Origin of the sequence: Emticicia sp. SJ17W-69 (assembly GCF_051209875.1) — a bacterium.
Taxonomy (GTDB): Bacteria; Bacteroidota; Bacteroidia; order Cytophagales; family Spirosomataceae; genus Emticicia.
In genome coordinates this window covers 3,631,156-3,646,283 of sequence record NZ_JBNTQY010000001.1, presented here as the reverse complement: position 1 = coordinate 3,646,283, position 15,128 = coordinate 3,631,156, and the positions used below count along the sequence as shown (strand labels likewise).

The following is a 15,128-nucleotide window of genomic DNA, read 5'->3' as shown; positions in this document are numbered from 1 at the left end:
TACGTCAAATAGTGTTGATTATGCAAACTCTGCTAATTCTAACCAACGCAATTCTTTCTCCGAAATCTGATTTCCTACTGCTTCAAATTCTTTTGCCCAATTGGCCAATTCTTCATGCGATGCATTACCTGAATTCATTTTTTCGACCAGATTAGCTTTGATTTTTTCTAATTTCTCAATTTCTATGCCTAAACCTTCATATTCTTTCTGCTCTTTGAAAGTAAATTTTCTTTTATTTTCAACAATAACAGGTGTAGGCGGAGAAATCTGAGCCACTATCTGCTTTTTACTTTCGGTGGACTGTGGAATATTGGCTGTTGACTCGCTCTCTTCTTTCCAAGTTCGGTAATCAGTATAATTTCCAGGGAAATCTCTGATATTACCATTACCTTCAAACACAAAAAGATGGTCAACTAATTTATCCATGAAATATCTATCGTGAGAAACAACTAATAGACAGCCACCAAAATTCAATAAGAAATCTTCCAAAACGTTTAATGTAGCAATATCTAAATCATTGGTTGGCTCATCAAGAATTAAGAAATTGGGGTTTTGAACCAAAATTTTCAATAATTGCAAACGCCTTTTTTCACCACCACTTAGTTTTTTAACAAAACTATATTGCATTGCTGGAGGGAATAAGAAAAGAGTCAAGAAATTGGTAATCGACATTTCAGTTCCGTCAGCCATTTTCACATATTCTGCAATATCTCTCACAACCTCAATTACACGTTGGTTTTCGTCAAAATCTAAGCCACTTTGAGAATAATACCCTATTTTAATGGTATCACCTTTGACCACTCGACCCATATCAGGTTTAAGTTTTTCGGTGATAATTTCGAGCATGGTGCTTTTTCCCATGCCATTTTTGCCTACAATGCCAATTCTATCGCCCCTTTTGAAAGTATAATTGAATTCAGAAATGACTTTTTTACCATCAAAAGATTTACTAATATGCTGAATTTCAATGATTTTACTACCCATTCGCTCCATTTTCATGCTCAATTCGAGCTTGTCATCTGGCCCTTTTTTGATGGTTTTTTCTTTTAAATCATAAAAAGCATCAATTCGGCTTTGTGATTTTGTCCCACGAGCTTTCGGCTGGCGACGCATCCATTCTAATTCTTTTTTTAGAAGATTGCGGTAATTTTTCTGAGTAGCAGCATTGACAGCTTCTTGTTCTTCCTTTTTTTCTAAGTAATAAGCATAGTTTCCTGAATATTTAAAAACCTTACTGTCAGCCAATTCCAAAATTCTGTTGCAAGCTTTATCCAAGAAATAACGGTCGTGAGTGACCAATAAAAGTGTGATATTTGAAGAAGAAAGATAGCCTTCGAGCCACTCGATTGTATCAAGGTCGAGGTGGTTGGTTGGCTCATCAAGAATCAAAAAATCAGGTTCTTCAATCAAAACTCTTGCAAGAGCCACCCGTTTTTTTTGTCCACCAGAAAGATTACCAATCAATTTGTCGAAATCTTCAATGCCTAATTTCGCTAAAATTTGCTTTACGGTAGCCTCATAATCCCATGCTTTGAGTGTATCTACTCTTTCAATCGCATCAGCAATTCTGTAATCATCTCCCGAATTCATGGCCAATTCGTATTCCTTAATTGCCATTGTAAGCGAGTTTTCAGAAGCAAAAATTGTTTCTAAAACGGTTTTTCCAGCGGGCAAATCTGGATTTTGCCCGAGATAGCCATAACGAATATCTTTTCTGATACTAATTTCACCAGCATCAATGTCGGCTTGTCCAGTAATCATGTCAAGCATTGAAGATTTACCTGAGCCATTTGAGCCAATAAGAGCTACTTTTTCGCCCTGTAAGATACCAAATGTTAGATTTTTGAAAAGCCAGCGTTCCCCTAAATTTCGACCAATATTCTCTGCGGATAAGTAGTTCATTGCAATTTTATAATGAAAAATGGATAATTGAAAATGGATAATAGAGAAGCCTTTTGTTACAGAAGAAACTTTCTGCATTTTAAATTCTTCATTCTACATTCTTCATTTTACATTAACTTCCCCCAAAATTACGCCTTTTTTTCGGAAAAACGTTGAACTAAAATCTCCCACTCTTCGTCTAATGAGATTTTAGGCATATCTTCGCCACAACGGCGATACCAATAATTAGCATTAAAGCGATCACCTTCTTTACGATGTAGATAGGCGTGTAGTTGGTCATAAGTAAGAGTTCCTTCCTTGCTTTGTGCGATGTTATGAGCAGCTTCCCAATTGCCTTTGGCATCATGCCAAAGGGCTTGTAGTAAAACAGGAATATTCTTCGGAATAGCAGATTCTGAAAGTGTATTTTTGAAGTTTTCGATGGTCATGATATTTGAATGTAACACAATTCTCTGAATTGTGAATAGTAACAAAGCATAATTCAGAGAATTGTGCTACAAAAGAATTAATTTTACACAAATTTAATAATAAATGTGTTTAGGTCTATGAATTTATTGCTTTGGTTGAAACGAATGTCGTGGTTGATAGTTATCTATTTTTTACTACGTATTTTGTTTTTTATTTTTAATTTTAAATCATTTCAAAATGTTGATTATCAGCAAATTATCTTTGCTTTTTTGTATGGATTAAAGTTCGATTTATCAGCTATTTTTATTAGTAATTCTCTATTAACGATTTGCTCTTTACTTCCATTTCGATTTGTCGAAAAAGTAAGTTATCAAAACTTTCTAAAATATCTTTATTGGATTCCTAATAGTATCTTTTTTTGGACAAATATAGCTGATTTTGAGTATTATAAATTTATTGGCAGACGAACAATTTTTGAGATTTTTAGCATCATGGCTGATGCGTTGGAGCAGTCGGGTAGTTTGATAGGAAGTTATTGGTATTTGATTTTGATTTGGATAGTAATTATTGGGCTTTTTGTGAAGTTTACACCCAATAAAGTTGTTAATAAAAAAGTTTTTCATCCAATCATTGGTTCGCTGATTTGGCTTTTTTCTTTAGGATTAACAATCCTAATTTTTAGAGGTGGATTTCAAGAAAAGCCTTTGAGAATCAATCAAGCTTTTGTTCAAAATAATGGACATTTAGGGAATTTAACGCTCAATACAACCTTTACTTTTCTAACAACAATTGATGCCAAAGGAACAGAAAAAGTTGCTTATTTTGCTGATAATCAGGAAGTTATTAGTTTGATAAAAAGAGATAGAAGTAATAACTTTGAACCAAATCCTACAAAACAAAACGTGGTTGTTATTATTTTAGAAAGTTTTGGTCGAGAATATATGGGTTATCAAAATCCCTATAAAGGTTATACACCTTTTTTGGATTCTCTTTCAAAATCAGGGGTTTTTATGAATAATTGCTTTGCCAATGGTCGTGAATCAATCATTGCAGTGCCTGCCATAACTTCTGCTATTCCACAGTTGATTGATGAGCCTTTTATTACTTCAAGTTATCAATCCAATAAATTTATTGGACTTGGTTCGTTTGTAAAGCAAAAAGATTATGTATCATCTTTTTTTCATGGAGCAAGAAATGGTTCAATGGGTTTTGAAGGTTTTTCTCAATTGGCAGGTTTTGATAAGTATTTTGGATTGAATGAATATCCTAAAGGCCTGATAGATAATGACTTTGATAAAAATTGGGGAATTTTTGATGAACCATATTTACAATACTTCGCCAATGAACTATCAAAAGAAACAAAGCCTTTTGTTAGTTGTATTTTTACATTAAGTTCACATCATCCATACCCAATTCCTGCTCAGTATAAAGGTAAATTTCCTAAAGGAAATGCTCAAATTCATGAAAGTATTGGCTATACCGATTTTGCCTTAAAACGTTTCTTTGAAACTGCTTCCAAACAAGCGTGGTTTAAAAATACTCTTTTTGTGATTACGGCAGATCATACCCAAATGAATACAGAGCCTTGTTATGCCACACCAACAGGGGCTTATCGTGTGCCTTTTCTCTTCTATCATGCTGATAATCAAGTGCTTAGTTTAGTGAAATCTAAAGTAAATACTTTAAAAATTTGTCAACATACGGATATTTTACCAACAATTTTAGACTTTTTATCGATTGATCAAAAACAAGTTTTACCATTTGGGGAATCGATTTTTGAGAAAAATGCAGGTACAGCGATGCACTTTAATTCAGGTGTTTTTACCTTAATTTCTGAAAACAATTATGTAGAAATGAACCTTGATAGACAATCAAAAACTTTCAATTTAAAAACTAATCTACCAAGAAAGAATGACGAAAATGAAATCAGTCAACTCAAGGCGTATATTCAATTTTATAGAAATGGCTTAATTGAAAATTCATGGATAAAGTAGAACAAGTTTCTAACTTGTTCTGCCTTCTCGATACTTACGATAAGCCCTTGCTGAGAAAAATAGCGTAACACCAAAAGCAATTACTCCTAAAAATAGATAGATGAAATTGAGTAAATCCTTCACAACTGCCAATAAAACAATTGTGACCAAAAACAGCGTTGGAAGCTCATTCAATAATCGGAATTGGAACGAAGTAAATGTTGTTTTCCCACTTTCTTGTTTAGAAATAATACCTTTACAGTAGAGATGATATGTCGTCAATAGAACCAAAAATACTAATTTTACTTGCATCCAACCTTGTTCTAAGAAAGCAGGCGTATTGACAAGCATTAAAATTCCACAAGTCCAAGTAATCATCATGGCAGGATTACAAATAATTTTATACACTCGCCACTGCATAGCAGTATATTGTTTTTTCCAATCTTCTCGAATTGACTCAGGTTTATCAGCAGATTCAGCATGATAAACAAACATCCTAACCAAGTAAAACAAGCCAGCAAACCAAGATACAAAACCAATAATATGAAGTGATTTTAAATATAAATGAAGCATTTTTCTTTGAATTAAGAATGTAAAATGAAAAATTAGAAATGAATGGTTAGATTAAAATTAATGATTTTGAAAGCTAGTAGTTAATTGTTTATAATTTGCAATTTGTTGATAGACAACTGTTTAAGCAAAAAAATGTTTTTTCAATGCCTTATCCATAATTGTTTTATTGTTGCAAAGATAACAAAGAAAAGGCATCGAACGTTTTAAAATAAATTTATATGAAGCTAAAAATTATGCAAAGAGTATTTACGGTTTTATTCCTTTTTATATCTCTTAATATTATCGCTCAGCATACGAAACAAGATGCCACCCGAGCCATTGAGTTTTACAATAAAGCGATTAAAAATCTTGCCGAAAGAAAATCTGCTGAAGCAAGCGAAAATTTTTTTAAAGCCATCAACTATGATTCAACGTATGCGGATGCATATTTTAAATTAGGGCAATTTTATGAATCAACTCGAAACCAAGAAAATGCTTTAAAATATTATGGTAAAGCCATTGAAATAAAACCTAATGAACTAACCTTTACACAAGGTTATACCTATATCGGGACACGTTTGATGCGTGCAGGAAGTTATGAAAAAGCAAAAGAATATTTGTCATTTTCACTAAAAAATTCTCCGCCTAATAGCCAGATAGTCAAGCAGTTAACTAAACAACTTGAACAATGTTCTTTTGCTATTGAAACTAAGAAAAAGGCGATGACATTTAAGGCTGATGAAATGGGAAGCACAATTAATTTCAAGAATAAACAATATTTTCCAGTATTAACGGCAGATAACGAAACGCTCATTTTTACAGCTCGTTCTGACGAAGGTGATGAAAATTTATACACTTCTGAATTGAAAGATGGCAAGTGGACAGAACCCACCAGTATTTCTTCTAAAATCAATTCTCCATTCAATGAAGGCACATGCAGTATTTCGGCTGATGGACATACGTTGGTTTTTACGAGTTGTGATGGAAAAGATAGTTTTGGTAGTTGTGATTTGTATATTTCCAAGAAAGTGGGGGAGGAGTGGAGTACACCTCAAAATTTAGGAGAAAGTATCAATTCACCTTTTTGGGATGCACAGCCGAGCCTTTCAAATGATGGTAGAGTATTGTATTTTTCCTCGGAAAGACCCAAAGGTTATGGCCATAAAGACTTGTGGATGAGTGAATTAAACGAAAATAGTGTTTGGACAAAAGCAATAAATTTAGGAAATACAATTAATACGCTAAATGACGAGATTTCTCCATTTATTCATGCCAACGGACATACACTTTTCTTTGCATCGGATGGGTTGATAGGCATGGGAGGCTTAGATTTATTCATGACCGAACAAAAAGCTGGTACTTATACAAAACCTGAAAATTTAGGCTATCCAATCAATACTTATGAAGACCAAGTTGCCCTTTTTATCACATCAGATGGAAAAAAAGGTTATTATTCATCAGATTTAAAATCGACTATCAAGTTATTTCAGTTTGATATTCCTAAAGAGCTTTCAGAAAAAATAACGAGAGTTAATATTGTTAAAGGCATAGTTCAAGATGCTAATACTAAAAAAAGTATTTCGGCAGAAATAGAATTAGTAGATTTAAAAAACAATAGCGTTTTACAAAAAGTAAAATCTGATTCAGTTTCAGGTGAATATACGGCTGTTTTGCCCAATGGTAGTAAATATGGCCTTTTTATCAACAAAAAAAACTATTTTTTCAAAAGTCTAACTTTTGATTTTTCTGAAAAATTAGATGTGGGTGGAAAAGTAGTAAATGTTCTTTTAGAACCGATCAGAAAAGATGTGAAAGAAGTCTTGAATAATATCTTTTTTGATTCCGGGAAAGCTGATTTACGACCTGAATCTTATGCCGAATTAGACAAATTACAGAAACTTTTGAAAGAGAATCCTTCTCTACAAGTAGAAATATCAGGTCATACAGATAATGTTGGAAAAGAGTCTGAAAATCAAATTTTATCAGAAAAAAGAGCATTGTCTGTTTTAAATTATTTGACAAAAAACGGTGTGAATCCACTCAATATCAAATCAGTAGGCTATGGAGCAACTAAACCCATCTTGCCTAATGACTCAGATGAAAATCGACAAATCAATCGCCGAATCGAAATGAAAATTTTGTAAGCTTGGCTATTACCGCTTTTTTGCCGAACTTTGCAGCACAAATCCTTTAAAGTTTTTTTCAAACCTTGCAGGATTATCGAACTATAATTTAAAAAAAGTCCCCTTTAGGGGCGGAGGTGTGTTATGACACAAGAAAAAGCAGAAGTATTGATTTTGGGTTCAGGCCCAGCAGGTTATACAGCAGCAATTTATGCAGCAAGAGCAGGACTAAAACCTTTGATGTATCAAGGCGGACAACCTGGTGGACAATTAACAATTACGACCGATGTTGAAAACTTTCCTGGTTATCCAGAAGGTATTCAAGGTCCGGAAATGATGGAAGATTTCAGAAAGCAGGCAGAGCGTTTTGGTTTAGACAATCGCTATGGTATGGCCACAAAAGTAGATTTCTCTACTCCAATGGCTCATAAAGTAATCATTGACGATTCACACGAAATCACCGCTTCAACCGTTATTATAGCTACTGGTGCTTCGGCAAAATGGCTTGGTTTAGAATCTGAACAACGCTTAAATGGTTATGGTGTTTCAGCATGTGCAGTATGCGATGGCTTTTTCTTTAGAGGCCAAGAAGTGGCCATTGTTGGAGCGGGAGATACTGCTTGTGAAGAAGCACATTATTTATCTAAACTTTGTAAAAAAGTATATATGTTGGTGCGTAGAGATGAGTTTAGAGCCTCATTAATTATGCAAAATAGGGTAAAATCAACACCAAATATTGAAATACTTTTTAATACTGAAACCGTTGAAGTCTTAGGTGGAGATGGGGTTACAGGAGCAAAAATTAGAAATACAGTTACTAAAGAAGAGAAAACTATAGATGTAACAGGCTTTTTTGTTGCCATTGGACATCAGCCCAATACTCAAATTTTCGATGGTTACTTGACAATGGATGAAGCTGGTTATCTTGAAACAGAAAAAGGTAGCAGTAGAACCAATATTGAAGGGGTTTTTGCTTGTGGTGATGCACAAGACAAAATCTACCGCCAAGCAGTGACTGCGGCTGGTTCAGGCTGTATGGCTGCTCTTGATGCAGAGAGATATTTAGCAGGCAAAGGCTTGCATTAATCGATAAAAAATGCTAAAATTGTTACTAATTGTACCCAATTCCTTAGTTTTGGCATACTTTTAGTAACATTTTGCGTATTGGCTTCCATTCAAACCAATTTAAGCATGAAAAAGGTTCTATTACCAATTATTTTTTTTGTATCAATTTCGAGTGTAACTTTTGCACAAAGAGAAAGAGGAATAAGGCTTAACAAACCTAATATTCCTTCTAATCAGAAGGACTCGAAAGCTAAAGACAAAAATTTTAATAAAACAACGAAAGAGGATGATGAATTTAGTTTTGAAGAAGAACCAAAGTTAAGATTTGTCAATGAATTTGAAACACCGAAAGTTGCTGAATCACTCCCAGCTCCTAAGATTGAGCCAATCAAAGAGCTTAATACTGCCGTACATGAAGATACTTCAACAATTGATGAGGGACAAGTACAAATTGTAGAAATTGAAGATGAGGCTCAATTTCAAGGCAGTGAAGATATGGTTAAAATTGCCAGTTATTTTTCGGTTTGGGACACCGACACCGTTGATCCTTATGGAATTGATGCCAAAGAATATGATGATGTAGTACCCATTCAATTATATGATATTTCGCAAGGAAGGTACTGGGCAGGCCCATTGAGTAAAGGAATTACTAACTCTCCTTTTGGCTGGCGATGGAAACGTTGGCATACAGGTCAAGATCTTGACCTCGAAACGGGAGATCCTGTTTATGCTGCATTTGATGGTATCATTCGTTTGGCTCGTGTACAAGGTGCATATGGGCGTTGTGTTGTGATAAGACATTATAATGGTCTTGAAACTCTATACGGACACTTATCAAAAATTAATTTTGAGCCGAATACCATTGTAAAAGCGGGCGATGAAATTGGTAAAGGAGGAAGTACTGGACGTAGCTCAGGTCCACACCTTCACTTTGAAACTCGTTATGAAGGCAATCCATTTGACCCAAGAAACATCTTTAATTTTACTCCATCTCAAATCAATATTATATCACAAGAGTTTTTAATGACATCTCGTGTGTATGATTATTTGAGAGGTGGAGCGGCCAAAGGTGATTTTGAGTTTGAGGAACCAGTAAAAATTAATAGAAAAGTATGGATCAGAGTTCCTTCAGGCAGTTCGCTTTCTGAAATAGCAACGAAAAACAATACGACAGTTGCGGAGCTTTGCAAGTTGAATCATATTAAATCTTATACTCGTTTGAGAGCTGGCTATCGTTTGAGGATAAGATAATGCTTTAAAGAAAAAAATTGTGGAAGTAATTGCAATTGATTCAAAGAAAAATAATAATTTAAGCGACGTGAAACTATTTACGTCGCTTTTTTTTTATACATAGAAGACTCATTTTAAGCAAAATTTTTAGATAAAAGTACAATGAAATTAGATATACTAATATTAGCCGCTCATCCAGACGATGCCGAAATGTCATGCGGTGGAACAATTGCATCAGCAATAGAAAAAGGCAGAAAAGTTGGAATTGTTGATTTTACAAGAGGAGAATTAGGAACTCGTGGTACTCCCGAAATCAGAGCTTCAGAGGCTGCTGCTGCTTCAGAAATATTAAAAATCTCGGTAAGAGAAAACCTTGGCTTTAGAGATGGCTTTTTTAGAAATGATGAAGAGCATCAGATGAAATTGATTGCTGCCATTCGTCGTTATCAACCAGAGATTGTCTTGGCAAATGCCATCGAAGACCGTCATCCTGACCACGGTAAAGGAGCTGCCTTGGCTGTAGATGCTTGTTTTTTGTCTGGTTTACGCATGATACAAACTTTTGATACTGATGGAAGTCCACAAGCTGCTTGGCGACCAAAAGCATTATATCATTATATTCAAGATGTTTTTATTACACCAGATGTAGTAGTTGATATTTCTAAACATTGGGATGAAAAAGAAGCCTCTATTCGTGCTTATAGAAGTCAGTTTTACGACCCTAATAGTACAGAACCTGAGTCATATCTAACAAGTCCTGCTTTCTTAGATTTTTTAAAAGCTCGTTCTCAAGAAATGGGACATAAGATTGGTGCGATTTATGGCGAAGGCTATACCAAAACCAAAATGATTGGTGTCAGAGATTTTTTTGATTTAATTTAGATACATTATTTGTGCCACACCTTCAAGGTGTGGCACAGATAAGCATTTATACAAAACTCAAAATCTCTTTGATAACAAAATCTTGTTCTTCTTGTGTCAAAGTTGGATACATTGGAATACTCAAGCAATGTTCGTAGTAGTTTTCTGCATTTGGGCAATCGCCTTTTTTTGAACCTAAACCTTTATAATAAGGCATCAAATGCACTGGTACATAATGTACTTGTGCAAAAATTTGCTTGGTTCGTAGGTAATCATATAAACCCTTGCGATCATCCACTTGAATGACGTAAAGATGGTAGGCATGACTGAATTTTTCCTTTGGAATGATTGTTTTTACTTTTGTATTGGCAAACGCCTCGTCATATCGTTTGGCAATTGCTTGACGTTGATTAAATCCTTCATTGGCACGTTTTAGTTGTGAAATACCTAAATTACACAGCACATCAGGCATACGGTAATTATATCCTAATTCTTGTAATTCCATATACCAGCCGCCATGATTTTCAATCAATGCTGAATCCCCTTGATAAACCATACCATGTGAACGATACTGCTTTAGTTTTTTATAAAGAGCCTCATCATTGGTTGTGACCATACCACCTTCTCCTGTAGCAATATGTTTTACTGGATGAAATGAAAAAATGGCCAAATCTGCCAAACTTCCATCACCACAATAATGTATGACTCCTTCATTATCAGTAAAGTTTCCGCCTGGGGCGTGGCACGCATCTTCCAAAATCCAAAGCCCATATTCGTCTGCTAATTTCCTAAATGCTTGCATATCAATAGGGTAACCAGCAAAATCAACTGGAATAATACCTTGAAAAGTGCCTATAGGATGACTTTCGAGCAATTTTCTAATTTTATTTATATCAATTAAAACGGTGTCAGCGTCCACATCAGCAAAATAAACTTTTCCGCCACAATAACGAACACAGTTGGCAGAAGCGGAAAATGTAATAGGTGAAGTAATAACTTTAGAAGAGGCATTTACTCCTAAAGCCATGCAAGAAATATGCAAAGCGGCTGTTCCATTGGCAACAGCAACCGCATATTTAGATCCAATATACTGAGCAAATGCAGCTTCAAATTCTGCAACTTTTGGCCCAGAAGTTAAAAAAGAAGATTTTAGCGTTTCAATAACCGCTGCAATATCTTCGTTAGTAATATGTTGTTTTCCGTAAGGGATTGGATTCATTTTTAAGCCAATTTTTTTTATGATCAATGCTACTAATTGCCTCAAAGTTACGAATTAGCAACGGAATCTTGAGTATGAATGAAAAGATGATTTTATCTAATAATATTTTGTGAATTTCTAAAAATCTTCATTATTTGTAAAAATATATTTATCCCTATTAACCTAACCTAAAAAATGCAAACCTTAGCTCTTGCAAGTTTTGGTAAACGCTTGTTAGCTTTTATCATAGATTTTATGATCGTAATATTTATCTCACTTTTCTTAACTGGATTAATTCTTAAACCTTTTGGTGGCATTTTAGGGGTAATGGGCTTAGAAAACTTTGAATTTGGTGAAGATTTGGTCAAAGGTGCTTCTATAATTTTTATGGCTTTTATTGGTGCTGCTGGGGTACTTTTATTAGCTTTTTTTGTTTGCCTATTCGTTGGTTTCTTATATGATTTTTTGATGATTTGTTTTGTAAATCAAGCAACTGTTGGGAAGAAAATATTGAATATTAAAGTGGTTCAGACTGATGGAGTATCATTAAGTTTTTTTGAAGTATTTATTCGTACAGTTGTCAAATTTATCACTGGGTTTATTTTTGTTTTTTTATGGCTAATTTGTCTCTTTACTGAACAAAGACAAACTTTACATGACAAAATAGCTAACTCATTGGTAGTTAATGATTTATAATTACATTTTAGGTGATTTATTTGTAAATGTCTAAAAAACTTTATTACTTGTAAAAGTATAAATACAATTCTAAACCCTAAACTATTTTTTTATGGAAAATGTAAAACTTGCAGGTTTTGGTAAACGCTTTCTTGCATACTTTATTGATGGTATTTTATTGAGTATTGTTTTCAGTATTGTGCTTATTCCTTTCGGTGGAATTTTAGGTTTTATGGGCATGAAAGCTGCTGAAAATGGTGGAGAAATGAGTGATGAAGCTGCCGTTGCAACTGCCGCTATGGCTGGGCTTAGTGTCGGTGGTATTATTTTAGTGGCATTAGTTGTGCCTATCATTTATGATGCACTGATGACCGCTTCTACCAAACAAGGCACTTTAGGTAAAATGGCAATGAAAATAAAAGTAGTCAAAGAAACAGGTGAGCCACTTAATACAAGTGATGCTTTTATTAGAGCAGTTTTGAAATCAATACTTGGCAGTGCTTGTGCTTTATTGTGGTTTGTATGTTTGTTCAATAAGCAAGAACAAAATTTGCACGATATGGCCGTAAAATCATTAGTTGTTAGTGCTGAATAAATGAATATTAGTAAGACTTATTATAAAATCTTATTGGCGGTAGTGGCCTTGGCTATTACCGCTTATTATTTTTTTAGTAATCCTACCGAATCTAATCTTGGTTTTCCTTGTCTATTTAATAAAACTACTGGGCTTTACTGCCCTGGATGCGGTGGACAACGAGCATTTCATTATTTACTGCATGGTGATTTTGCTCTGGCTTTTCAGAATAATTTATTGATATTCTTTGTTTTACCTTTAGTTGGTTTTAAGTTTTTTGAAGAAGTTTTTGAAAAAAAACTCATGCCTAAATTTATTTTTTCATCAAATTTTTTGATTTTTTTAACAGTTTTTGTTTTAATATTCACTGTTTTAAGAAATTTACCTAACGCGTCATTTAATCATATTAGGCCATAAAAAAGCCAGCATCATTCTAATCAATGGCACTGGCTATATAAAACAATTCTTATTTAACTACAAAAGTGTAGTTGGGCAAATATAAGTAGTCTTTGGAACATCAGTTTTAGCAATCGCTGCAAAACCACCGCTCACATCTACAAAATTATTCCACCCTCTTTGTTTTAAAATTGAGGCTGCAATCATGCTGCGATAACCACCTACACAATGTAAGATAAATGGCTTTTCTTTCGGAATTTCCGCCAAATGTTCATTAATGCTGTTAAGAGGAATGTTAATCGCATCAATGACATGTTCTGATGCAAACTCACTTTTTTTCCTTACATCAATAACTAAAGGGTGTTCGTTTGTATATTTATTGGCAAATTCTCCTGCCGAAATCCTGCCAATGGTTTCAAATTCTTTTCCAGTTGCTTTCCACGCATCAAACCCACCCTTTAAAAATCCAATGGCGTGGTCATAACCAACACGAGCCAAGCGAGTGATGGTTTCTTCTTCTTTTTCTTCATCTGTTACAAGTAAAATTTCTTGCTTAATATCAGGAATCAATTCACCAACCCACATGGCGAAGTTACTATCTAAGCCAATATTAATACTATTGGGAATAAATCCAGCTGCAAAAGTATCGCTTTGACGACTATCTAAAATCAAAGCATCGGTTTCGTTGGCAATCAACTCAAATTCAATTGGAGAAAGTGCTTTTTCTCCTCTTTCAATCACCGTATCAAAGCTTTCATAACCCTTGATATTCATCAAAACATTTTTAGGGAAATAAGCTGGTGGGGTAGTCAAACCTGTTAATACCTCTTTAATAAATTCATGTTTGGTCATATTTGGACGCAAAGTATAGTTGAATCGTTTTTGGTTGCCTAAAGTGTCAGTCGTTTCTTTGCTCATGTTTTTACCACATGCACTTCCTGCCCCGTGATTTGGATAAATGATTAAATCATCAGATAAAGGCATGATTTTATTGCGAAGTGAGTCGAATAAATACCCTGCTAATTTTTCTTCTGTTAATTCGGCAATGACATGTTGAGCTAAGTCAGGACGGCCTACATCTCCAATAAAAAGTGTATCCCCAGTAATTAAACCATGTTCATGGCCGTTTTCATCAATGAGCATATAAGTAGTACTTTCCATTGTATGACCAGGCGTGTGAATCGCTTTAACTTTATAATCGCCTACCTCAAAAATTTGATTGTCCTCTGCTATTGTTGCTTCAAAATTAGGTTTAGCAGTAGGACCATACACAATTTTGGCTCCTGTTTTTTTTGCTAAATCTAAATGTCCGCTTACAAAATCGGCATGGAAATGGGTTTCAAAAACATATTTTATTTTTGCATTGTCTTTTGTTGCTTTCTCGATATAGGGTTGTACCTCACGAAGTGGGTCAAAAATTGCAGCAACACCATTACTTTCAAGATAATATGCGGCGTGTGCCAAACAGCCAGTATAAATTTGTTCGATTTTCATTATTTTAATATTTTACAGTAGAAATGTTTATATGATACTATTTTCATGTTTGTAAGCAAGAAACATCTCAGGGGCATTTATTAGAGCAGAAACTTATCATTTGACTAATCAGTTTTTTTATTTTGGTCAAATTTGGTGCTTTTTATGAAGAGGAAAAATGACAAATATCATCTTAGCTGATTTATGCTATGATTGCAGTAAATTGTACTAAAATAGTTTGATATTAAATTTATTAAACAAAAAAAAATGAGGCTGTTTGCCTCATTTTGAATTTACTTCGCTCCACGTTTTTCGGGTTCGTAACTTTGAAAGAAGTTTATCCATATTACCCTTGAAAGGCGATAATAAACAGGTATCAGAATCACTGTAAGAGCTACATATATTGTCATTAGTAGCCAACCTTCAATGTATTGGTCTAAAAGAATAAAATAAGCCACTATACAAGTAACAAATAAAGCAATATTAAGCATATAACTTACATACATTGCACCAAAAAAGAAACCCATTTCTCTTTCAAAACGAAGTCCGCAATGCGGACATGTTTTGTGAATTGCCGACATCCTTTTATATGGATTTTTGGTTTCAAACATATCACCTTCATGGCATCGGGGGCATTTCATCGCTAAAATGCTATATAATCTTGAACTTTTTCCAAACATAATATAGTGTGATTATTA

At 34.2% G+C, this 15,128-nt stretch carries 14 protein-coding genes; 8 read left to right on the top strand and 6 right to left on the bottom strand.

What is annotated here, in order from left to right; all coding sequences use genetic code 11:
• Positions 1–18: 18 nt before the first annotated feature.
• Together ACQUQZ_RS14840 and ACQUQZ_RS14835 are read right to left on the bottom strand one after the other, a co-directional pair.
• A complete protein-coding gene (locus ACQUQZ_RS14840) occupies positions 19–1,902 on the bottom strand; it encodes an ABC-F family ATP-binding cassette domain-containing protein (RefSeq protein WP_435355805.1) in 1,884 nt (627 codons plus the stop codon).
• Between the two features lie 128 nt (positions 1,903–2,030).
• The gene (locus ACQUQZ_RS14835; RefSeq protein WP_435355804.1) at positions 2,031–2,330 is read right to left on the bottom strand and encodes a hypothetical protein; all 300 of its coding nucleotides are present in this window, start codon (positions 2,328–2,330) and stop codon (positions 2,031–2,033) included.
• 117 nt (positions 2,331–2,447) lie between these two features.
• On the opposite strand from ACQUQZ_RS14835, the gene ACQUQZ_RS14830 reads away from it, so the two are divergent.
• The gene (locus ACQUQZ_RS14830; protein WP_435355803.1) at positions 2,448–4,304 is read left to right on the top strand and encodes an LTA synthase family protein; all 1,857 of its coding nucleotides are present in this window, start codon (positions 2,448–2,450) and stop codon (positions 4,302–4,304) included.
• A 9-nt stretch (positions 4,305–4,313) separates the two neighbouring features.
• On the opposite strand, the gene hemJ is transcribed toward ACQUQZ_RS14830, so the two are convergent.
• Complete coding sequence (hemJ, locus tag ACQUQZ_RS14825; RefSeq protein WP_435355802.1) at positions 4,314–4,856, bottom strand: protoporphyrinogen oxidase HemJ; 543 nt, start codon at positions 4,854–4,856, stop codon at positions 4,314–4,316.
• 233 nt (positions 4,857–5,089) lie between these two features.
• On the opposite strand from hemJ, the gene ACQUQZ_RS14820 reads away from it, so the two are divergent.
• The 4 genes from ACQUQZ_RS14820 to bshB1 all read left to right on the top strand — a co-directional run bounded on the left by ACQUQZ_RS14820 (position 5,090) and on the right by bshB1 (position 10,135).
• The gene (locus ACQUQZ_RS14820) at positions 5,090–6,979 is read left to right on the top strand and encodes an OmpA family protein (RefSeq protein WP_435355801.1); all 1,890 of its coding nucleotides are present in this window, start codon (positions 5,090–5,092) and stop codon (positions 6,977–6,979) included.
• A gap of 123 nt (positions 6,980–7,102) precedes the next feature.
• A complete protein-coding gene (trxB, locus tag ACQUQZ_RS14815; protein WP_435355800.1) occupies positions 7,103–8,044 on the top strand; it encodes a thioredoxin-disulfide reductase in 942 nt (313 codons plus the stop codon).
• A gap of 105 nt (positions 8,045–8,149) precedes the next feature.
• Positions 8,150–9,274, top strand: a complete 1,125-nt coding sequence (locus ACQUQZ_RS14810) for a peptidoglycan DD-metalloendopeptidase family protein (RefSeq protein ID WP_435355799.1) — start codon at positions 8,150–8,152, stop codon at positions 9,272–9,274.
• A gap of 141 nt (positions 9,275–9,415) precedes the next feature.
• On the top strand, positions 9,416–10,135 hold the full coding sequence (gene bshB1 / locus ACQUQZ_RS14805; protein ID WP_435355798.1) for a bacillithiol biosynthesis deacetylase BshB1: 720 nt from the start codon (positions 9,416–9,418) through the stop codon (positions 10,133–10,135).
• Between the two features lie 46 nt (positions 10,136–10,181).
• Here the strand turns inward: bshB1 and pseC are convergent, their stop codons facing one another.
• Positions 10,182–11,345 (bottom strand): UDP-4-amino-4,6-dideoxy-N-acetyl-beta-L-altrosamine transaminase, encoded by a 1,164-nt coding sequence (gene pseC, locus ACQUQZ_RS14800; protein WP_435357660.1) that lies wholly within the window; start codon positions 11,343–11,345, stop codon positions 10,182–10,184.
• 162 nt (positions 11,346–11,507) lie between these two features.
• On the opposite strand from pseC, the gene ACQUQZ_RS14795 reads away from it, so the two are divergent.
• From ACQUQZ_RS14795 to ACQUQZ_RS14785, 3 genes are all read left to right on the top strand, one after another.
• The gene (locus ACQUQZ_RS14795) at positions 11,508–12,008 is read left to right on the top strand and encodes an RDD family protein (protein WP_435355797.1); all 501 of its coding nucleotides are present in this window, start codon (positions 11,508–11,510) and stop codon (positions 12,006–12,008) included.
• 91 nt (positions 12,009–12,099) lie between these two features.
• Positions 12,100–12,582 carry an RDD family protein gene (locus ACQUQZ_RS14790; protein ID WP_435355796.1) on the top strand — a complete coding sequence of 161 codons (483 nt, stop codon included), beginning with the start codon at positions 12,100–12,102 and terminating at the stop codon, positions 12,580–12,582.
• On the top strand, positions 12,583–12,978 hold the full coding sequence (locus ACQUQZ_RS14785; RefSeq protein ID WP_435355795.1) for a DUF2752 domain-containing protein: 396 nt from the start codon (positions 12,583–12,585) through the stop codon (positions 12,976–12,978). It begins immediately after the preceding gene.
• A 57-nt stretch (positions 12,979–13,035) separates the two neighbouring features.
• On the opposite strand, the gene ACQUQZ_RS14780 is transcribed toward ACQUQZ_RS14785, so the two are convergent.
• Both ACQUQZ_RS14780 and ACQUQZ_RS14775 read right to left on the bottom strand, forming a co-directional pair.
• The gene (locus ACQUQZ_RS14780; RefSeq protein ID WP_435355794.1) at positions 13,036–14,451 is read right to left on the bottom strand and encodes an MBL fold metallo-hydrolase; all 1,416 of its coding nucleotides are present in this window, start codon (positions 14,449–14,451) and stop codon (positions 13,036–13,038) included.
• Positions 14,452–14,723: 272 nt separating this feature from the next.
• Positions 14,724–15,110, bottom strand: coding sequence for a DUF983 domain-containing protein (locus tag ACQUQZ_RS14775; protein ID WP_435355793.1), 387 nt, complete (start codon positions 15,108–15,110; stop codon positions 14,724–14,726).
• Positions 15,111–15,128: the final 18 nt, after the last annotated feature.

Bases quoted from the DNA above. Each gene is read 5' to 3' on its own strand.
- ACQUQZ_RS14780 (WP_435355794.1), bottom strand. From the start codon at position 14,451: ATGAAAATCGAACAAATTTATACTGGCTGTTTGGCACACGCCGCATAT.
- ACQUQZ_RS14790 (WP_435355796.1), top strand. From the start codon at position 12,100: ATGGAAAATGTAAAACTTGCAGGTTTTGGTAAACGCTTTCTTGCATAC.
- ACQUQZ_RS14820 (WP_435355801.1), top strand. From the start codon at position 5,090: ATGCAAAGAGTATTTACGGTTTTATTCCTTTTTATATCTCTTAATATT.
- hemJ (WP_435355802.1), bottom strand. From the start codon at position 4,856: ATGCTTCATTTATATTTAAAATCACTTCATATTATTGGTTTTGTATCT.
- bshB1 (WP_435355798.1), top strand. From the start codon at position 9,416: ATGAAATTAGATATACTAATATTAGCCGCTCATCCAGACGATGCCGAA.
- ACQUQZ_RS14795 (WP_435355797.1), top strand. From the start codon at position 11,508: ATGCAAACCTTAGCTCTTGCAAGTTTTGGTAAACGCTTGTTAGCTTTT.
- ACQUQZ_RS14785 (WP_435355795.1), top strand. From the start codon at position 12,583: ATGAATATTAGTAAGACTTATTATAAAATCTTATTGGCGGTAGTGGCC.
- ACQUQZ_RS14810 (WP_435355799.1), top strand. From the start codon at position 8,150: ATGAAAAAGGTTCTATTACCAATTATTTTTTTTGTATCAATTTCGAGT.
- trxB (WP_435355800.1), top strand. From the start codon at position 7,103: ATGACACAAGAAAAAGCAGAAGTATTGATTTTGGGTTCAGGCCCAGCA.
- ACQUQZ_RS14835 (WP_435355804.1), bottom strand. From the start codon at position 2,330: ATGACCATCGAAAACTTCAAAAATACACTTTCAGAATCTGCTATTCCG.
- ACQUQZ_RS14830 (WP_435355803.1), top strand. From the start codon at position 2,448: ATGAATTTATTGCTTTGGTTGAAACGAATGTCGTGGTTGATAGTTATC.
- ACQUQZ_RS14840 (WP_435355805.1), bottom strand. From the start codon at position 1,902: ATGAACTACTTATCCGCAGAGAATATTGGTCGAAATTTAGGGGAACGC.
- ACQUQZ_RS14775 (WP_435355793.1), bottom strand. From the start codon at position 15,110: ATGTTTGGAAAAAGTTCAAGATTATATAGCATTTTAGCGATGAAATGC.